General features: G+C 62.8%; 20 protein-coding genes. 9 read left to right on the forward strand and 11 right to left on the reverse strand.

Translation table 11 applies throughout. The annotated features are described in order from the left end of the window. The first annotated feature begins 243 nt into the window (after positions 1–243). Positions 244–2,079 (forward strand): dihydroxy-acid dehydratase, encoded by a 1,836-nt coding sequence (gene ilvD / locus GGR30_RS18910; RefSeq protein ID WP_183489689.1) that lies wholly within the window; start codon positions 244–246, stop codon positions 2,077–2,079. A gap of 303 nt (positions 2,080–2,382) precedes the next feature. On the opposite strand, the gene GGR30_RS18915 is transcribed toward ilvD, so the two are convergent. Further along, positions 2,383–2,766, reverse strand: a complete 384-nt coding sequence (locus GGR30_RS18915; RefSeq protein ID WP_425488367.1) for a lysozyme inhibitor LprI family protein — start codon at positions 2,764–2,766, stop codon at positions 2,383–2,385. A 190-nt stretch (positions 2,767–2,956) separates the two neighbouring features. Between GGR30_RS18915 and GGR30_RS18920 the strand changes: the two genes are divergently transcribed. The 3 genes from GGR30_RS18920 (at position 2,957) to GGR30_RS18930 (ending at position 5,997) form a co-directional block, all read left to right on the forward strand. After that, entirely contained in the window at positions 2,957–4,405 is a 1,449-nt protein-coding gene (locus tag GGR30_RS18920; RefSeq protein ID WP_183490015.1) for a Do family serine endopeptidase, read from the forward strand. After that, positions 4,402–5,715, forward strand: a complete 1,314-nt coding sequence (locus tag GGR30_RS18925; RefSeq protein WP_183489692.1) for a replication-associated recombination protein A — start codon at positions 4,402–4,404, stop codon at positions 5,713–5,715. The genes GGR30_RS18920 and GGR30_RS18925 overlap by 4 nt, the downstream gene beginning before the upstream one ends. Positions 5,716–5,790: 75 nt before the next feature. Continuing rightward, complete coding sequence (locus GGR30_RS18930; protein ID WP_024708259.1) at positions 5,791–5,997, forward strand: hypothetical protein; 207 nt, start codon at positions 5,791–5,793, stop codon at positions 5,995–5,997. Positions 5,998–6,180: 183 nt separating this feature from the next. Here the strand turns inward: GGR30_RS18930 and gpt are convergent, their stop codons facing one another. The 3 genes from gpt to GGR30_RS18945 form a co-directional block, all read right to left on the reverse strand. Further along, a complete protein-coding gene (gpt, locus tag GGR30_RS18935) occupies positions 6,181–6,678 on the reverse strand; it encodes a xanthine phosphoribosyltransferase (RefSeq protein WP_183489696.1) in 498 nt (165 codons plus the stop codon). Between the two features lie 215 nt (positions 6,679–6,893). Then, positions 6,894–7,736 (reverse strand): universal stress protein, encoded by an 843-nt coding sequence (locus GGR30_RS18940; RefSeq protein ID WP_183489699.1) that lies wholly within the window; start codon positions 7,734–7,736, stop codon positions 6,894–6,896. 142 nt (positions 7,737–7,878) lie between these two features. Further along, the gene (locus tag GGR30_RS18945) at positions 7,879–8,622 is read right to left on the reverse strand and encodes a competence/damage-inducible protein A (RefSeq protein ID WP_183489702.1); all 744 of its coding nucleotides are present in this window, start codon (positions 8,620–8,622) and stop codon (positions 7,879–7,881) included. Between the two features lie 214 nt (positions 8,623–8,836). On the opposite strand from GGR30_RS18945, the gene wrbA reads away from it, so the two are divergent. From wrbA to mnmA, 3 genes are all read left to right on the forward strand, one after another. Then, a complete protein-coding gene (gene wrbA, locus GGR30_RS18950; RefSeq protein WP_183489705.1) occupies positions 8,837–9,436 on the forward strand; it encodes an NAD(P)H:quinone oxidoreductase in 600 nt (199 codons plus the stop codon). A 143-nt stretch (positions 9,437–9,579) separates the two neighbouring features. Next, entirely contained in the window at positions 9,580–10,446 is an 867-nt protein-coding gene (locus GGR30_RS18955) for an N-acetylmuramoyl-L-alanine amidase (protein WP_183489708.1), read from the forward strand. Positions 10,447–10,541: 95 nt separating this feature from the next. Beyond that, entirely contained in the window at positions 10,542–11,735 is a 1,194-nt protein-coding gene (gene mnmA, locus GGR30_RS18960; RefSeq protein ID WP_183489711.1) for a tRNA 2-thiouridine(34) synthase MnmA, read from the forward strand. Between the two features lie 276 nt (positions 11,736–12,011). Here the strand turns inward: mnmA and GGR30_RS18965 are convergent, their stop codons facing one another. The 5 genes from GGR30_RS18965 to rph form a co-directional block, all read right to left on the reverse strand. Next, positions 12,012–12,359, reverse strand: coding sequence for a hypothetical protein (locus tag GGR30_RS18965; RefSeq protein WP_138750153.1), 348 nt, complete (start codon positions 12,357–12,359; stop codon positions 12,012–12,014). Positions 12,360–12,463: 104 nt separating this feature from the next. Next, positions 12,464–13,651: a radical SAM family heme chaperone HemW gene (gene hemW / locus GGR30_RS18970; protein WP_210288116.1), complete on the reverse strand. Its 1,188-nt coding sequence runs from the start codon at positions 13,649–13,651 to the stop codon at positions 12,464–12,466. After that, positions 13,648–14,292 carry an RdgB/HAM1 family non-canonical purine NTP pyrophosphatase gene (gene rdgB / locus GGR30_RS18975; protein ID WP_183489715.1) on the reverse strand — a complete coding sequence of 215 codons (645 nt, stop codon included), beginning with the start codon at positions 14,290–14,292 and terminating at the stop codon, positions 13,648–13,650. The genes hemW and rdgB overlap by 4 nt, the downstream gene beginning before the upstream one ends. Positions 14,293–14,509: 217 nt before the next feature. Beyond that, positions 14,510–14,917, reverse strand: a complete 408-nt coding sequence (locus tag GGR30_RS18980; RefSeq protein WP_183489718.1) for a VOC family protein — start codon at positions 14,915–14,917, stop codon at positions 14,510–14,512. Positions 14,918–14,928: 11 nt separating this feature from the next. Beyond that, entirely contained in the window at positions 14,929–15,651 is a 723-nt protein-coding gene (gene rph / locus GGR30_RS18985; RefSeq protein ID WP_183489721.1) for a ribonuclease PH, read from the reverse strand. A gap of 160 nt (positions 15,652–15,811) precedes the next feature. Between rph and hrcA the strand changes: the two genes are divergently transcribed. Together hrcA and grpE are read left to right on the forward strand one after the other, a co-directional pair. Continuing rightward, a complete protein-coding gene (gene hrcA / locus GGR30_RS18990) occupies positions 15,812–16,894 on the forward strand; it encodes a heat-inducible transcriptional repressor HrcA (RefSeq protein ID WP_183489724.1) in 1,083 nt (360 codons plus the stop codon). 103 nt (positions 16,895–16,997) lie between these two features. After that, positions 16,998–17,621, forward strand: a complete 624-nt coding sequence (gene grpE / locus GGR30_RS18995) for a nucleotide exchange factor GrpE (RefSeq protein WP_183489727.1) — start codon at positions 16,998–17,000, stop codon at positions 17,619–17,621. A 92-nt stretch (positions 17,622–17,713) separates the two neighbouring features. Here grpE and ptsN read toward each other — a convergent pair whose 3' ends face one another. Together ptsN and hpf are read right to left on the reverse strand one after the other, a co-directional pair. Beyond that, positions 17,714–18,178 (reverse strand): PTS IIA-like nitrogen regulatory protein PtsN, encoded by a 465-nt coding sequence (gene ptsN / locus GGR30_RS19000; RefSeq protein ID WP_183489730.1) that lies wholly within the window; start codon positions 18,176–18,178, stop codon positions 17,714–17,716. Between the two features lie 62 nt (positions 18,179–18,240). Next, positions 18,241–18,816 (reverse strand): ribosome hibernation-promoting factor, HPF/YfiA family, encoded by a 576-nt coding sequence (gene hpf / locus GGR30_RS19005; RefSeq protein WP_183489733.1) that lies wholly within the window; start codon positions 18,814–18,816, stop codon positions 18,241–18,243. Positions 18,817–19,106: the final 290 nt, after the last annotated feature.

The raw sequence follows: 19,106 nt of genomic DNA on the forward strand, positions 1-19,106 counted from the left end.
CCCAAGCTTCTCAAGATAGGCATCTCAGCCGGAACTTTCGCACGAAATATGGGCCGTTGAAAGCAGATTGTCAGGTCGCGCTCAACCGTACCGGAGAGTACCATTTTCGCCCCAAGCGATAGTGACAGGCCTCGTGAATTGCGTTACGACACAATCAACACGGCGGATTTTCGCCCGAAAAGGGCTGTACGGAGAAGAGGAGCTCCCGTACTGACGCCCGATTTTTTTTGGAAAGGAAGACCCATGCCAGCCTATCGTTCCAGAACGACGACCCATGGACGCAACATGGCCGGCGCGCGCGGTCTCTGGCGCGCGACCGGCATGAAGGAAGGCGATTTCGGCAAGCCGATCATCGCCGTCGTCAACTCGTTCACCCAGTTCGTGCCGGGTCACGTGCACCTGAAGGACCTCGGCCAGCTTGTCGCCCGCGAGATCGAGGCGGCCGGCGGCGTTGCCAAGGAGTTCAACACCATTGCCGTGGATGACGGCATCGCCATGGGCCATGACGGCATGCTCTATTCGCTGCCGTCGCGCGAGATCATCGCCGACAGCGTCGAATACATGGTCAATGCCCATTGCGCCGATGCCATGGTCTGCATCTCCAATTGCGACAAGATCACCCCCGGCATGCTGATGGCCTCGCTGCGCCTCAACATCCCGACGATCTTCGTCTCCGGCGGTCCGATGGAAGCCGGCAAGGTGGTGTTGAACGGCAAGGAACAGGCGCTCGACCTGGTCGATGCCATGGTTGCCGCCGCCGATGACCGGATTTCCGATGCCGATGTCCAGTCGATCGAGCGCTCGGCCTGCCCGACCTGCGGATCCTGCTCGGGCATGTTCACCGCCAATTCGATGAACTGTCTGACGGAAGCGCTTGGCCTTTCGCTGCCGGGCAATGGCTCGACGCTCGCGACCCATGCCGATCGCCGCCGCCTGTTCGTGGAAGCCGGTCACCAGATCGTCGATATTACCCGCCGTTACTATGAGCAGGATGACGAGAACGTTCTGCCGCGCACCATCGCCGGCAAGGCGGCGTTTGAGAACGCCATGACGCTGGATATCGCCATGGGCGGATCCACCAATACGGTGCTGCACATTCTGGCGGCTGCCCATGAGGCCGAACTCGATTTCACCATGGACGATATCGACCGGCTGTCGCGCTATGTGCCGTGCCTGTGCAAGGTCGCGCCGGCGAAAAACGATGTTCACATGGAAGACGTCCACCGCGCCGGCGGCATCATGGCGATCCTCGGCGAGCTTGACCGGGCGGGCCTGATCAAGCGCGAAAGCCCGACCGTTCATTCGGCCACCATTGGCGATGCGATCGACCAGTGGGATATCGTCCGCACCAATTCGGAAAGCGTGCGCAATTTCTACATGGCGGCCCCCGGCGGCGTGCCCTCGCAGGAAGCGTTCTCGCAGAACCGCCGCTGGGCCGAGCTCGATCTCGATCGCGTCTCCGGCGCGATCCGCAATGCCGAGCATCCCTTCTCCAAGGATGGCGGGCTTGCCGTGCTGACGGGCAACATCGCGGTTAATGGCTGCATCGTGAAGACGGCCGGCGTTGACGTGAGCATCCTGAAATTCTCCGGTCCTGCCGTCGTCTTCGAAAGCCAGGACGCGGCCGTCAAGGGCATCCTTTCCAACGAGGTGAAGGCCGGCGACGTCGTCGTCATCCGTTACGAAGGGCCGAAGGGCGGGCCGGGCATGCAGGAAATGCTGTATCCGACCAGCTATCTGAAGTCGAAGGGTCTCGGCAAGGATTGCGCGCTGATCACCGATGGCCGCTTTTCCGGCGGCACGTCCGGTCTTTCCATCGGTCACGCCTCGCCGGAAGCGGCCAATGGCGGCGCCATCGGCCTCGTGCGCGACGGCGACATGATCGACATCGACATTCCCGGCCGCACCATAAACCTGCGCATCTCGCCGTCGGAGCTTGAAGCCCGCCGCAGCGCGCAGGACGAAAAGGGCTGGAAGCCGGAAAAACCCCGCCGCCGCCAGGTCACGACCGCGCTGAAGGCCTATGCTGCGTTTGCCGCCAGCGCCGACAAGGGCGCGGTCAGGATTTTGCCGGAATAGGTAAGGGATTGGTTCAAGAATGGAGAAGGCGCGGGCCGTTGGGTCCGCGCCTTCTGGCTACTGAGAAACCGGCTGCAGATGCAAGACGCCTGCTCCTCACTGTCCGTCACCCCGGCCTTGAGCCGGGGGCCAGGGCCACAAAAGACCCTTTGTCGCAGTGTCTTAAGGGCGATAGTCCTTGCTCTATGGCCCTGGATACCGGCTCAAGGCCGGTATGACGGATGAGGGTTACGCATGTTTTGTCAACAAACTGAAGGCGCGGTCCCTGAGGGCCGCGCCTTTCAAATAAGCAAGCGTATAGAATCAAAGCGGCTTGTCGATCCCGTCATAAAGCTTCTGAAGCTGGCCGATGCGCACTTCATAGGCCTTTTCGATGCAGGATACGTCGGTTCCGCAGGCTTCGCGGGTTTTTAGCCAGGCCTTCTGGTCGTCGGCCATGTTGCCGGAAACGCCCATGGCGAAGAGGCCCTTCAGCATGGTGTACATGGTCGCCATCTTCACGTCGTCATCATTGAGCTGACGGTTGTCGCAGATGGTTTTCTCGTTGGCGTTGAGGCCGGATGCCGAGCAATCGAAGCTGGCGGCCCGTGCCTCGTCGCCGCCGAAGGGGGCTGAAAGCGAAAGCGTGAGCGCCAGCGCCATGGCGGCGGGCAGGCCGCCGAATGCGAGATAGGACTTGCGGTTCATTCTGATCTCCTCATCACTGGTTTCCTGCCGGTTTGAAAATGCGGCAGCAATTACGGCGAAATCATGCTTTGGCCAAAGAGGCTTTCTAGCCTTGATTCTCCGCCCGGCGTAACATCTCTATAGCGCCGGGAAGGCTATGTCGTGACACATGAAGGAATTCTGAATGCCAATGGATGTGATGAACGAGCCGATGATTTCAGATACCGGAGTTCGCGCCGCGCCGCATCGGGCGCGGGTCAGGTCAAGGCGCTTCGCCGTGGCAGGCGCGCTTTCGATTGCGCTGGCGTTGTCCGGCAATCAGGTGTTCGCGCAGGAGCGGCAGGTGCCCGCGGCGCAGGCTGACGTGATGCTCTCCTACGCGCCGCTGGTGAAGGAAACCGCGCCCGCCGTCGTCAATGTCTATGCTGAGCGCATGGTCCAGCGGCGCATGTCGCCGCTCTTCTCCGATCCGTTCTTCGGCCGCTTCTTCGGCGAGCAGATGCCGGGCCGCTCCGAGCGGCAGACCTCGCTCGGCTCCGGCGTGATCGTCACCGGTGACGGCATGGTGATCACCAACAATCATGTGATCGCAGGGGCCGATGACGTGCGCGTCGCCCTTGCCGACGGCCGTGAATTTCCCTGTACGGTGCTGTTGAAGGACGACCGCTACGATCTTGCCGTGCTGAAGATCGAGGCGGACGAGGAGTTCCCGACCGTTCCGATCGGCAATTCTGATGACGTCGAGGTCGGTGATATCTCGCTTGCCATCGGCAATCCCTTCGCCGTCGGCCAGACGGTGACCAGCGGCATCATCTCCGGCCGCGCGCGCAATGCCGTCAATGACGGCGAATTCGGCTTCTTCCTGCAGACGGACGCGGCGATCAATCCCGGCAATTCCGGCGGCGCGCTCTTGAACATGAAGGGCGAGCTGATCGGCATCAACACGGCGATCTTCTCCTCCGGCGGCGGTTCCAACGGCGTCGGCTTCGCCATTCCCGCCAACATGGTGAAGGTGTTCCTGAAGGCGGCCGAAGACGGCGAGACGCGCTTCCAGCGGCCCTATGTCGGCGCGACCTTCGGTCCCGTCACCTCCGACATTGCCGAGGCGCTGGGGCTGAAGGCGGCGCGCGGCGCGATCATTTCCGCCACCCGCCCGGGCAGTCCGGCGGAGAAGGCCGGCCTTGAAACCGGCTCCGTCATCATCGCCGTCAACGACATTCCGGTCGAACATCCCGATGCGCTGCTCTATCGGCTGACGGTTGCCGGCATCGGCAACACCGCGGATCTGACGGTCGAGCGCGACGGGCAGGTGAGCCACGTCGCCCTGCCGCTTGATCTGGCCCCGGAAGACCCGCCGCGCGATACCCGTGTGATCGCTGGTTCCTCGCCTTTCTCGGGGCTTACGGTGGAAAACGTCTCGCCGCGCGTGGCCGAGGAGTTGCGCCTTTCGGGGATCGATGATGGAGTGGTGGTGAGCGATATCGAACAGGGCTCCACGGCCCAGCGGATCGGTTTCGCCAGGGGCGACGTCATCGTTGCCGTCAATGACGCGCCGATCGATACCACCGCGACGCTGGAGGATGTGGCGGGCGAAAAGCCCGGCTACTGGCGTCTTTCCATCAATCGCGGCGGCAGGATGATAAACCAGATATTCAGATGAACGACCTTTTTGCCCCGCACGTCCCCGAGGACATCGAAAACAAGCGACCGCTCGCCGACCGGCTTCGCCCGAAGACGCTCGGCGAGGTCACCGGCCAGCCGCATCTGACCGGGCCGGACGGTGCGCTGACGCGCATGATCGGCTCCGGCTCGCTGGGCTCGATGATCTTCTGGGGGCCGCCGGGCACGGGCAAGACCACGGTGGCGCGGCTTCTGTCCGGCGAGGCCGATCTCGCCTTTGAGCAGATTTCGGCGATCTTTTCCGGCGTGGCGGACCTGAAGAAGGTGTTCGAATCAGCCCGTGCAAGGCGCATGAACGGGCGGCAGACCCTGTTGTTCGTTGACGAGATCCATCGCTTCAATCGCGCCCAGCAGGACAGTTTCCTGCCCGTGATGGAGGATGGCACCATCATCCTCGTCGGCGCGACCACCGAAAACCCGTCCTTCGAGCTGAACGCCGCCCTGTTGTCGCGCGCCCGCGTCTTGACCTTCCGCTCCCATGATGCCGAAAGCCTGGCCGAGCTGATGAAGCGCGCCGAGGAGGCGGAGGGCAGGGCGCTGCCGCTTGACGACGATGCGCGCGAAACCCTGGTGATGATGGCCGATGGCGACGGCCGGGCGATCCTGACGCTCGCCGAGGAAGTCTGGCGTTCGGCCCGTGCGGACGAGCGGCTCGATCCGCAAAGCCTGATGAACATCGTCCAGCGCCGCGCGCCGATCTATGACAAGGGCCAGGACGGACATTACAACCTGATTTCGGCCCTGCATAAGTCCGTTCGCGGCTCGGACCCGGATGCAGCGCTTTATTATCTGGCACGCATGCTCGATGCGGGCGAAGATCCGCTCTATATCGGCCGTCGGTTGGTCCGTATGGCAAGCGAGGATGTGGGCCTTGCCGACCCGCAGGCCCTGCTGATCGCCTCTGCCGCCAAGGATGCCTATGACTATCTGGGTTCGCCCGAGGGCGAGCTGGCGCTTGCGGAAGCCTGCGTCTACCTCGCCACGGCGCCGAAATCGAACTCCGTGGAGGTCGCCTTCCATGCCGCCATGGCCGCGGCCAAACGCCATGGCTCGCTGATGCCGCCCAAACATATCCTGAACGCTCCGACAAAGCTGATGAAGGAAGAGGGCTACAATGCCGGTTACCGTTATGACCACGACGAGCCGGATGCGTTTTCGGGTCAGGATTACTTTCCCACCGAAATGGGTCGGCAGAAATTCTACCGGCCGCCCGAACGCGGTTTCGAGCGCGAGATCAACAAGCGCCTTCAGTGGTGGGATAAGCTGAGGCGCGAGCGCAACGGCGACTGACAGCTTTCGACAGGTCCTCGCGGGAACTCTTCTCTTCATGCGGCGTTTATTCAGCAACACGAAGGGAGAACTGCAATGGATAACCTGCCCGCCCGCGTTCTTGCTTACATTGTTATTGCCATTGGCTGCGCCGCGGTTGTTGCGGTGATCCTCACCGTGCCGCCGCTTTATGATGCCCGGATATTCCTGCTGCCGGCGATGCTGCTGATCGCCTGGGTCGCGGGACCCGTGCTGACCCACTATCTCGCGCCCGCAGCCCGCGCCCGTCTCCGCAAGCGGTAACCCCCCTGCCGCGCGACGCAAACGCCCGACCAGAAGGGAAGCTGGTCGGGCGTTTGTTGTTTTTCTAGAGCGCCGTGCGTCCATTCGGACGCACGGCGCTCTAACCTATTGAATCTACGCATCGCGCTTTCCGAAAATCGATTCCGATTTTCGGGCCGATGCGCTAAACCGGAACGGCTCGGCTTACTGCGCCGGGCCCTTCTTGATTGGCTCCTGATAGGTGAAGCCCATGTCCCAGGGGAAATAGATCCAGGTGTCCTGGCTGACTTCTGTGACGAAAGTGTCGACGGTCGGCACGCCCTTGGGCTTGGCGTAGACGCAGGCGAAATGCGCCTTCGGCAGCATGTCGCGCACTTCCCGCGCCGTGTTGCCCGTGTCCGTCAGGTCGTCGATGATCAGCACACCTTCGCCGCCGGTCTTCGTCAGTTCCTCGGAAATCCCCTTCAGAAGCTTCGTCTCGCCCTGGCTCGTATAGTCGTGATAGCTGGCGATGCAGACCGTCTCGATCAGCCGAATTTCCAGCTCGCGCGAGATCACCGCCGCCGGCACGAGGCCGCCGCGCGTGACGCAGACGATGGCGTGGAAGGTCTGGTCAAGACCGGACAGGCGCCAGGCAAGCGCGCGCGCATCGCGGTGAAACTGATCCCAGGATACGGGAAAGGCTTTTTCGGGAAGGGACATGAAAGGCTCCGGGACACGGGTGACGCAAAGGGTTTGACGGCCGACGACTCCGTCCGGCCCAGTGGCAGCCGACCCGCCCCGAAAGCATGCAAAATGCGGATGCGATGCCCGGGGCAGGCGACGGCCTGCCGTTGGGCATCGCTATTAGCCGCATTCATCGCCAAAAGGCAAGACATGCGGTCTTTCTGCCGCCGGAAAGATGGCTGATCGTGGGATCAGCGCGACATCAGCGTCGCCGCCGTCATCGATTCCAGCAGCGTACGGGTCACGCCGCCGAACAGCATCTCCCACAGCCTGGAATGCGTATAGGCGCCCATGACCAGAAGGTCGACGGAATTGTCCGACAGGCGGTTCTCGATGATGGTTGCCGCCTTGGCCTTGTCCGCGTGCGCGCTGGTGGCGATCACGTTGACGCCGTGGCGAGCGAGCGTCGAGGCGATTTCCGCACCCGTGAGGCCGCTTTCCTGATCCTTGCTGTCATGTGGATTGACCGAGAAGATCTCGACCTCGCCGGCCTTCTTCAGGAAGGGAAGGGCATCGAAGGTAGCGCGTGCGGCCTCGCGCGAGCCGTTCCAGGCGACCATCACGCGGTTGAAGGGTTTTGCCACCTTGTCCACATGCGGCACCAGCAGCACGGGGCGTCCGCTCTCGAACAGGAAGCTCTCGAAATCGGCGCGGGCGTCTCCGGGCGCGTCGGGGCTGACCTGCGGGGCGATGATCAGATCGCAGGAGCGGGCGCTGTCGATGACCGAGGATCCGGCAAAGCCGGAGGCGGAGACGATCTTGCGCCATTCATGGGAGATGTCTTCGCGCGCCGCGCGCTTGCGGAAGATCTCGCCGAGCTCGGCGCTGCGCTTTTCGGCCATGTCCTGCAGCGACTGGATGGAAATGGGATCGGGTATCTCCATCGGCGCGATGATCGGCGTCGGGTTGACGGTCTCTGCATGGAGGCCGATCAGATGTGCGTCGAAGGAGCGAACGATTTCAATGGCGTAATCGAGGAAGCCGCCGGCCTGCGTCGGTGATTCCATGACGGCGAGTATGGTCTTGTAGGTCATCTCAAACACTCCTCTCGGGCTTGGCTCCCACCCGTATCAAGCGCCGGCGGACGCGCCGGCCGTTGCTGCTCTTCCAGTTTAAGCCTAATGCCAGAAAAAGCGAAGAACCGAAACGCGTCTTTCGGGTAAGGCGGCGCTTCGATCAGGCGCCCGGCATTGCTTCCAGCATGGCGCGGATATCCGCGGCCGCCGCCTCGGCGTCGGCCTCCGCTCTCGCCCTGATAACGAGCTGCGTGCGGAAGCCTTCGGCGGAAAAACGGGGATAGGAGCCGATCGAGGTCTTCGGATGGGCCTTCTGGATTTCGCCGAGACGCGCCGCGATGTCGCCCTCGCCGAAAGGGCATTCCACGATTTTCGAAACGAGCGGCGCGCCGCCCTTCAGAGTCGGGATCACATTGTCGAGCATCGCCTCGAAAATGCTCGGCACCCCCGCCATGACATGGACATTGCCGATGACGAAGCCGGGGGCGGTGGACACCGGATTGTCGATCAGGCTCGCGCCTTCCGGCATGCGCGCCATGCGCTGGCGCGAGCCATTGAAGTCGATCCCGCGCCGCTCGTAATGGGCGGCGAGCCGGCGCATCGCCTCGTCATTGTAGATGCAGGGCAGGCCGAAGGCGGCGGAAACCGAATCAGCGGTGATGTCGTCATGGGTGCCGCCGATGCCGCCGGAAGTGAAGACATAGGTATAGCGCTCTCGCAGCGCATTGACCGCCTCGACGATCGCGGCCTCGTCGTCGGCGACGATCCGCACTTCCTTCAGGCCGATCCCGATGAGCGTCATCGCTTCTGCCAGATGGCCGATATTCTTGTCCTTCGTGCGGCCGGACAGAAGTTCGTCGCCGATGGCGAGCATCGCTGCGGTCGGATTGTCGTCTTCGCTCATTGTGATCAGATCCGTCATTCTGTTGAAAGCAGGTTTGTCGCTATGTTGTGGACCCTGGCTTGTGTTTCTTCAAGCCTGCCGGTGACCGTTGCGGCCGCCTTGCGCGCGTCCGATGGGTGAACAGTGCGTCTATGGCCCGGCATCTGGACTTTGCCGTATCCGAGGGCCTATCTCCGGGGCACAGATTTCAAGCCCATTCGATTGGAGTTTTCAGATGGCTAAAGTTCTCGTTCTCTACTATTCGGCCTATGGCCATATCGAAGCCATGGCGAAAGCCGTTGCCGAAGGCGCCGCTGCCGAAGGCGCGGACGTGACCGTCAAGCGCGTTCCCGAACTGGTTCCCGAAGAGGTCGCCAAGGCATCGCACTTCAAGCTCGACCAAGAGGCGCCGATCGCCGACCCGAACGAACTCGACCAGTATGATGCGATTGTCTTCGGCGCCGGCACCCGTTTCGGCACCATGGCCTCGCAGATGCGCAACTTTGTTGACCAGACCGGCGCGCTCTGGGCAACCGGCAAGCTCGTTGGCAAGGTCGGCTCGGTGTTCACCGCTTCGGCCACGCAGCACGGCGGCCAGGAATCCACCACGCTCGGCTTCATCCCGACGCTCATGCATCACGGCATGGTCGTCGTCGGCCTGCCTTATGCCTTTGCCGGCCAGATGGGCGTTGACGAGATCAAGGGCGGTTCGCCCTACGGTGCTTCCACCATCACGGACGGCGACGGATCGCGCATGCCCTCGGCTGTCGAGCTCGAGGCCGCCCGCTTCCAGGGCGCACATGTTGCCAAGGTTGCCGCCAAGCTCGCAGCCTAAGCCTTTTAGCTGACCTTATCGAAGACGCGCGGCGCCCCCGGGGCCCGCGCGTTTTTGTATCCCCGGTTTTCCCCGGCGGCTCCCGCTTCGACCGCCACGCTTAGGATTCCTGCAGTTTCAAACAGGCAGGAAGGAGCCGCGCGATGCGGATCGAAAACCATAAAATTCCGGGCATCTGGTACGGGCAATCCTCCAATCTCGGCGCCAGGCGGCAGAAACCGCCCGTCGTCATCGTGCTGCACTACACCACCGGCTGGAACGGAAAGGCGAGCCGCGACTGGCTGATGGGGGCGGCGGCAGGTTCCTCCAATCGCGGCTCCAGCGCCCATGTGGTGATCGACCGTGACGGCACGGCCTGGCAGATCGCGCCCTTCGACCGCACCGCCTGGCATGCCGGGCCGTCGCGCTACGGCACGCTTGAAGGGCTGAACGCCCATTCCGTCGGCATCGAATTCGTCAATCCCGGCTGGCTGAAGCCGAACGGGCTCGGCGAGTTCACCGATGCCTATGGCAAGCGCTTTTCCGAGCGGGCGCTGAAAAAGGCGGGCGGTTATCAGATGGCGCCGCAGCCCCGAGTCGGGTCTGGCAGCTTCGCCTGGCCGCTTTTCCCGGAAGCGCAGATTGCGACCGGGATCGACCTTGTTCAGGCGCTTGTCGGCCATTATCCGATCCGGGCAATCGTCAGCCACGAGGAGATCGACACGCGCGGCTGGAAGACCGATCCCGGTCCGGCCTTTCCCTTCGAGCGGTTCCGCGCGCTCCTCGGCGAGGCGGAGGACCGCGAGCCCGCAGCCGTGGTGACGGCGGGCCGGCTCAACCTGCGCGGCGGGCCGGGCGCGACGTTCGAGAAGGTGGTGCCGCCCGGAACGCTTCTGAAGGGTACGCGGGTGAAGATCATGCAGCGGCAGGGAGACTGGGCCTTTGTCGCGCCGGAAAACCCTGATGGCCGGGAGGGCGTCGTCACAGGCTGGGTGCATGCGGCCTATATCGCGCCGGAGTTTGCCGCCTGAGCATCAAGGCTCGGCTTGCGTCCAGCCGGCAGGGCCTTTATATCACCGCCAACATAAACGGTTTGACATCCAACCTTGAACTGGACTGGCGGATCATGAATTCACTTGGTTTTGACAAGAAGCCGGAGGACACGCGCGTTGTCGTCGCCATGTCCGGCGGCGTCGACAGCTCGGTCGTTGCCGGGCTTTTGAAGCGTGAGGGCTATGACGTCCTCGGTATCACCCTTCAGCTCTACGATCACGGCGCGGCCGTGCACCGCGCGGGCTCCTGCTGCGCCGGACAGGATATCGATGATGCCCGACGCGTGTCCGAGCGGCTCGGCATTCCCCATTATGTGCTTGATTATGAAGCGCGGTTTCGCGAGACGGTGATCAACCCGTTCGCCGAAAGCTATATCGCCGGCGAGACGCCGATCCCCTGCGTTGCCTGCAACCAGACGGTCAAGTTTGCCGATCTTCTGACGACGGCGAGGGAGCTTGGCGCCGATGCGCTGGCGACCGGCCACTACATCCGCTCCAAGGCGAACCCGACGCCGGATAATCCGATGCGACGCGCGCTTTACCGTCCGGTGGATGCCGAGCGCGACCAGAGCTATTTCCTGTTTGCCACCACGCAGGAGCAGATCGATTTCCTGCGCTTTCCGCTCGGCGGCCTGCCGAAGGCCGATACGCGGCGGCTGGCGGAAGAAATGGGCCTGATCGTTGCCGACAAGCCGGACAGCCAGGACATCTGTTTCGTGCCGCAGGGCAAGTATTCCGACGTGATCGCCAAGCTGAAGCCGAATGCCGAGCTTTCCGGCGAGATCGTGCATCTCGACGGCCGCGTGCTCGGCCGGCATGAGGGGATCGTTCGCTACACGATCGGCCAGCGCAAGGGGCTTGGCGTTGCCACCGGCGAGCCGCTCTACGTAGTCTATCTCGATGCCCGCTCGCGCCGCGTCATCGTCGGCCCGCGCGAGGCGCTGGAGACGCGCCGCATCTATCTGCGCGATGTCAACTGGCTGGGCGACGGGCCGCTCGAAGAGGCGGCGGCGGACGGGTTTTCCTGTTTCGCCAAGGTCCGCTCCACGCGTCCGCCGCTGCCGGTGATGCTGCATGCGGACGACAACGGCGTCTATGTCGATCTTCTGGAAGGCGAGGCGGGGATCGCCAGCGGCCAGGCCTGCGTGCTTTATGACGCGCCTGGCAATGACGCCCGCGTCTTCGGCGGCGGTTTCATTGATCGTTCGGAACGCTCCGCCGATGCCGAAGCGGCGCTGAAGAGCCTGCTGACGGGGCTCGCGGCCTGAACGTCATCGCGTCTCGGCGGCGGCAGGCCGGCGGGTCATATCGCGAGCGGCTCGGTTCGTTCACAAGCCTAACCATTTTACGGACGTCATCCTCGGCCTTGTGCCGAGGATCTGACCACTGTTCCGCACGGGCGGCGTTGGCCTTTTGGAAGAGGTTGATGTAAAAAGATTTTTTCGCCCGAGACGCCTGTCACGTTGAAACGTGCTTAGATGCTCGGGACAAGCCCGAGCATGACGGCGGAGAGTGGGGCAGGCTTCGTCCACAAACCGCTCCGCTCAGGTGGCGATCGGCGCTTCTGCGGACATGAACAGCTTCAGCGATTCCTGGTAGCCGAGCCGGAGAAGCTGTTCGATATAGGCGATCAGCTGGTCGGCCCAGCCGAAGCCGAGATAGGCCGCGAGCCAGACGATGAGGCCGGCGATGATCAGGGCATAGATGAAGTTCCGGAGGATCATCAGCAGCATGGCGAGCAGCACGAAGGCGACCAGCCCGTAAAACAGCGACGGCGTCAGCGCCACGCCGTCGGAATGGGCGAGATAGCCCATATAGATGCCGAAAATGATGCAGATGGCCGCGCTCAGCCGGTCGCGGATCATTCTGTGGGTGTAGCTCGAGCTTGCCATCTGACGGTCTTTCTTCGCTTACGTATTTTTCCGGTGTTTGATCATGAACGCGCTGCCCTCAAGGCGGGTTCCGCGTGTGCTTATAGCAGCTTGCAACCCGCTCGTCAGGAAAGTTCCGCGACGATCCTGTTCAAAAGCAGCATGCCTTCGGGCGTGGCGCGCAGGCGGGCATTGCCGATGCGCTCGATCAGGCCGAGTTTCAAAAGGAAATCCTCGCGCTCGGCATCCATCGGCTTGCCCGAGAGCGAGGACCAGCGGGCGAGATCGACGCCTTCCTTCACCCGAAGCCCCATCAGGAGAAGCTCGTCGGCCTGCTCTTCCCGAGAGAGCACTGTCTGCTCGATCATGCCATGGCCATTGGTCTCGGCCGCCTGAAGCCAGGTTTCGGGGTGCTTTTCCGTTGCCGTCGCGATCTTGCCCGAAGCGGTCCCTAAGCGCCCATGGGCGCCCGGGCCGATGCCGGCATAATCGCCATAGCGCCAATAGGTGAGGTTGTGCCGGCTTTCCGCGCCGGGGCGGGCATGGTTGGAAACCTCGTAGGCCGGAAGGCCGCGCGCCGCGGTCACGGCCTGCGTCACCTCGTAGAGATGCGCCGCCTGATCCTCGTCCGGCACGACGATCTTGCCCCGGTTATAGAGGTCGAAGAAGCGGGTGCCTTCCTCGATGGTCAACTGGTAGAGCGACAGGTGGTCGGCGGCAAGGTCGATCGCCTGGTTCAGTTCACGCTCCCAGTCTTCCGCCGTTTGCCCCGGACGTGCATAGATCAGGTCGAAGGACATGCGCGGAAAGATTTCGCGCGCCAGCCGGATCGCCCCAAGCGCCTGCTCGACATTGTGAAGGCGTCCGAGAAAGCGCAGTTCGCGGTCGTTCAATGCCTGCACGCCCATGGAGACGCGGTTGACGCCGACAGCGCGGTATCCGCGGAACCGTTCGGCCTCGACGCTCGAGGGGTTGGCCTCCAGCGTCACCTCGATCCCGTCCGGCACATGCCAGGCCGCAGCGACGCCCTCAAGGATTGCGCCCAGCGTTTGTGGTTCCATCAGCGACGGCGTGCCGCCACCGATGAAGATGCTGGTGACGGCGCGCGGGCCCGAGAGCGCCCGCATATGGGAGATTTCTCTCAGGAAGCCGGCGACAAAGCGCTTCTGGTCGACCGGCTGATGGCGGACATGGCTGTTGAAGTCGCAATAGGGGCATTTGGCCGCGCAGAACGGCCAGTGCAGATAAACGCCGAAACCCGGTTCGCCGTCACCGCCATTGATGCCTGCTGTCGTCGCCGGGTCGTTTGTCAGAGCGAGAGCCCCGTTTCGGTGAACAGCTTGAAGGCGCGGGCGCGGTGGGAGAGCGCGCCGCCATCGGCCGGGCCGCCCTCGGCCTTTTCCGAAGGCTCCATCTGGCCGAAGGTTCTGTCATGACCCTTCGGCTGGAACACCGGATCATAGCCATGGCCCTTTTCGCCGCGCGGCGGCCAGACGAGATTGCCTTCCACTTCGCCGCGGAAGGTTTCTGTGTGGCCGTCGGGCCAGGCCAGGCAGAGCACGCAGACGAAGCGGGCGGTGCGAGCCTCGGGCGCTGTCGCGCCTTTTTCGGCAAGCGCCTTTTCCACCTTTTCCATCGCCATCATGAAATCGCGGCTGCCGTCTTCCTTCTCGGCCCAGTCGGCGGTGTAGACGCCGGGCGCGCCGTCAAGCGCGTCGACGACGATGCCAGAGTCATCGGCAAGGGCCGGCAGGCCAGATTTTTCCGCCGATGCCCGCGCCTTGATCGCGGCGTTTTCCTCGAAGGTCGTCCCGGTCTCTTCAGGCACGTCGAAGGAGAGTTCTGCCGCTGATTTGGCCGAGAAGCCGAGCGGGCCGATCAGCTCGGCGATCTCGGCGATCTTGCCGGCATTGTGGCTGGCAACGACGATGGTCTTGGTTTCGAGTTTGCGCATGTCAGTTCCTGATGAACGAAGTGATGTTCGGTTGCGTCGTGTTGCCGCCAAATCAATCTCCCCCCTTGAGGGGGAGATGTCGCGAACGCGACAGAGAGGGGTATCGGGCATAAGCCGCAGGCTCCGCGCTCTCGGAGAGGGTTCACCCCTCTCTGCCCCTGTCGGGGCATCTCTCCCTCAAGGGGAGAGATTGATTGGAGCGAACCGGCAATTGCCATCAAAGCCCCCAGAGTTTCGCCTCCGCGCATTCCAGGCTGTTGCCGGCGGGGTCGCGGAAATAGATCGAGCGGGCGCCGTTGGGCCAGCGGAAATCGGTTTCGATCGCGATGCCAGCAGCGGCAAGCCGGTCGATCATCGCGTCGAAATCGTCGCCTTCAAGCCGGAAGCAGGCATGGCCGGGACCGCGCGCGCCGTGGGTCGGCACGGGCAGCGAACCGGGGCTTGCCGGTTTTTTCGTCTCCTCCGGATTGAAGACCAGCAGCACGCCGGGGCCGCAGCGGAAGAACACATGCCGGTTTTCAACGCGCGCGATCTTCTCAAGCCCCAGAACGCCGCCGTAAAAGCCTTCGGCGGCATCGAGGTCTGCGGCATAGAGCGCGGTTTCCAGAACGGCTGCGATCGGCATGGCGGGCTCCTTCAGGCGCCGGCGATGGTCTTCTTCTGCAGGTCCACCAGATCGGAAATGCCGTTGCGGGCCAGGTCCAGGAGCGTCAGGAATTCGTCCTGCGAGAAGGGCTTGCCCTCGGCGGTGCCCTGGATCTCGACGATGCCGCCGGTACCGGTCATGACGAAATTGGCGTCGGTCTCTGCGGACGAATCCTCCAGATAGTCGAGGTCGATGACCGGCTGATCGGCGAAGATGCCGCAGGAGATCGCCGCCACATGGTCCTTCAGCACCTTGTCGGTCTTGACCATGCTGCGGGCTTCCATCCATTTCAGGCAATCATGCAGCGCGATCCAGGCGCCGGTGATCGAGGCGGTGCGTGTGCCGCCGTCTGCCTGGATGACGTCGCAGTCGACGCTGATCTGGCGTTCGCCAAGGGCTTCGAGATCGACGACGGCGCGCAGCGAGCGGCCGATCAGGCGCTGGATCTCCAGCGTGCGGCCGCCCTGCTTGCCGGCGGAGGCCTCGCGGCGCATGCGATCGCCGGTCGCGCGCGGCAGCATGCCGTATTCGGCCGTCACCCAGCCCTTGCCGCCATTGCGCAGCCACGGCGGAACGCGCTCTTCGAGGGAGGCCGTGCACAGCACATGCGTATCCCCGAATTTGACGAAGCAGGAGCCTTCCGCGTGCTTGGAAAAGCCACGCTCGAAGGAAACATTGCGCATCTGGTTGAGTTGTCTGCCTGATGGCCGCATGGTGTGGTCCTTCCGGTTTTCGTTGCGGCGGTTCTAGAAGGAAGAGGCGGCTTTTGCAAAGAAAAACGGCAGGCCCGTCATCTGCAAAGACGAATTGCGAAGCGGCGCGCCGGCACTATATTAAAGGGCGAAGCAGACGAACCATCCGGCCATTTGAAGCATGACAGCAGATCGAAGAGCAGACAATTCGGCAATGACACTGGACGACCGCTCGCGCGAGGTGTTCCGCGCGATTGTCGAGAGCTACCTGGAAAGCGGGGAGCCGCTCGGCTCGCGCAACCTGTCGCGGCTCCTGCCGATGTCGCTGTCGCCGGCCTCGGTGCGCAATGTGATGAGCGACCTCGAGGAACTCGGCCTGATCTATGCACCGCATGTTTCCGCCGGTCGCCTGCCGACGGAAAGCGGCCTGCGCTTCTTTGTCGATGCCTATATGCAGGTCGGCGATCTTGCCGAAAGCGAACGGTCCGAGATCGAGCGCCACATGAAGAGCGTCGATCGCGGCCAGCCCGTCGACGGGCTGTTGAACGAGGCGAGCCAGATGCTCTCCGGCATGTCTCGGGGGGCGGGGCTGGTGATGACGTCGAAGAGCAATACCGTGCTCAAGCATGTCGAATTCATCCGCCTGGAGCCGACCAAGGCGCTGGCCGTGCTTGTCGGCGAGCACAACGAGGTGGAAAACCGGATTATCGACCTGCCCGCCGGCACGACCTCCTCGCAGCTGACGGCGGCGGCGAATTTCCTCAACGCGCATCTGAACGGCCAGACCCTGCCGGAACTGAGATCGGTTCTGGGACGGCTGAAGGACGAGGTGCGCCACGAACTCGACCAGCTTTCGCAGGATCTCGTCGGACGCGGCCTTGCCGTCTGGTCGGGCAGTTCGGAGGAGGGCAAGCCCGGACGGCTGATCGTGCGCGGGCGCGCCAATCTTCTCGAAGGCGTTGCCGATGCATCCGATATCGACCGGCTCAGAATGCTGTTCGACGACCTTGAGAAAAAGGAAAGCCTGATCGAACTGATCAGCCTGGCCGAAAGCGGTTCGGGCGTGCGCATCTTCATCGGCTCGGAGAACAAGCTGTTCTCGCTGTCGGGCTCCTCGCTCGTGGTCGCGCCCTATCGCGACAGCGACAATCAGGTCGTCGGCGCGGTCGGCGTGATCGGACCGACCCGGCTCAACTATGCCCGGGTGGTGCCGATGGTCGACTACACGGCCCATCTTCTGTCACGAATGTCGCGTTCTCGCTGAGCGAGCCCTGTGAATACCGGGGGAGGGCCTTGATTTTTCGGGAGTGAACCTCGATATCGTGGCCCGAGAGATTCAAGAACAAACTGCAACCTGCGGAGACGTCATGACCGACGAGACCAAGAAAAACGGCACTGACGAGGAAATCAACGAGACGGTGGTTGACCTTGAGGCGGATGCGCCTGTCGAGGAGGCTGCGGATGCCGAGATCGCTGAACCCGATCCGATCGATCTTCTGCGTGAGGAAAACGAAAAGCAGCGCGACCAGTTGCTCAGGCTCGCCGCCGAGATGGAGAACCTGCGCCGGCGCACCGCCCGCGACGTGAAGGACGCCAAGGCCTATTCGGTCACGGCGTTTGCGCGCGACATGCTCGGCGTGTCCGACAATCTGCGCCGCGCGCTCGACAGCCTGCCCGAAGACAAGCGCTCTGACGAGATCAAGGGCTTTGTCGAAGGCGTGGAGATGACCGAACGCTCCATGCTTTCGGCGCTGGAACGCCATGGCGTGAAGACGATCGAGGCGGAAGGGCAGAAATTCGACCCGCATTTCCATCAGGCGATGTTCGAGGTGCCGAACCCGGAGATCCCCTCCAACACGGTGGTTCAGGTCGTCCAGACCGGCTACATGATCGGCGATCGCGTCCTGCGCCCGGCCATGGTCGGCGTCTCGAAGGGCGGGCCGAAGGCGGAAGCCGCGCAGCAACAGCCTGCAGAGGACAAGCCGGAATAAGTGCGGCTTCGCGGATAAACGCAAAGAGAGGCGTTTCGCTTGAGCGGGACGCCTTTTTTGATGGAAAAATCCGCAGTATCAGGCGCCCAGGGTCAGGCCGCGGAAGAATCCGGATCGGAATTCAAAAAGGCGAAGATCGCGCTTTCCGAATTGGAGGCCCTCAGCTTCTTGACCAGCTCCTGGTCACGCAGGAGCCGCGCGACGCGCGACAGCGCTTTCAGGTGATCCGCGCCGGCGCCCTCGGGGGCGAGCAGAAGAAAAGCGAGGTCGACCGGCTGGTCGTCCAGCGCCTCGAAATTGACAGGATGCTGAAGGCGGGCGAAGACGCCGCATATGTGATCGAGTTTCGGCAGTTTTCCGTGCGGAATGGCGATGCCGTTGCCGACACCGGTTGAGCCGAGGCGCTCACGCTGGAGCACCACTTCGAAGATCTCGCGCTCGGGAATTCCCGTCACGGCCTCCGCTCTGGCAGCCAACTCCTGCAACAATTGCTTCTTGGAGTTTGCCTTGAGGGCGGGGATGATCGCCTCCTGTTTCAGCAGGTCGTCAAGGGCCATATCCTGGTATCCTGGGTTGCGGCTTGAAGGCGGGCGCCTGAACGGCACCCGCCGAAGTGGGTTCAGCCCTTGATGCCGGCTGTGTCGATCCAGCCGATATTACCATCGGGGCGGCGATAGACGATGTTGAGCGTCTTGTTGTCCGGGTTGCGGAACAGCATCAGTGGCTTGTCGGTCATATCGAGTGCCATGACGGCCGTTGCCACTGCCATCGTGCGGACTTCGGTTTTTGCTTCGGCAATGATGGCCGGCGCGTAGTCTTCCGGTATCTCGCCCTCATCTTCCTGCGGCAGGTCCATGACCGAATAGGCGACTTCGGCGAAATCGGCATGTCCGTTGGCGTTATGATGATCCTTCAGCTTGCGCTTGTAGCGGCGCAGGCGCTTGGCAATGCGTTCGAACGCAGCTTCGAAGGCGGCCTGGGGGTCATGGGCCTTGCCGGCTGCGTGCAGCACGGCGCCACTGTCGAGATGGACCTTGCAGTCGGCCTCGAAACCGCCTGCGGATTTCTCGACCGTGACCTGGCCGGAATAGCCGCCGTCAAAATATTTGGTGACCGCTTCCTCGATCTGGTCTTCGATTTTTTCACGGAAAGCCTCTCCGACTTCCATTTGTTTTCCCGAGACGCGAACACTCATGGATCTTCCCTTCTTCTATCGTTGGCGGACACCAGTTTAAGCCAAGCCTTGTTCTCCTCCAAGAACTTCCACGCCTGGCCGCCGGTATCCCGTACGGCACTGAGATGACACATAGTCATCATAACTCATTTGGGCATTTTTCAGCCGTTTGCCAGCGGGATATCCGCAATATTCTTCTGCGTGTTTTTGCCGCCGGGTGCGGTCGGTTTGCCGCTTTCCCGGTCCTGGAGGCATCTGCGTCCCGTCTCGTTAGCTGAGGCGGCGCCCCTCTTGCGGCGGATGCTCTACAG

The sequence above is a fragment of the Martelella radicis genome, from assembly GCF_014196625.1.
GTDB lineage: Bacteria > Pseudomonadota > Alphaproteobacteria > Rhizobiales > Rhizobiaceae > Martelella > Martelella radicis.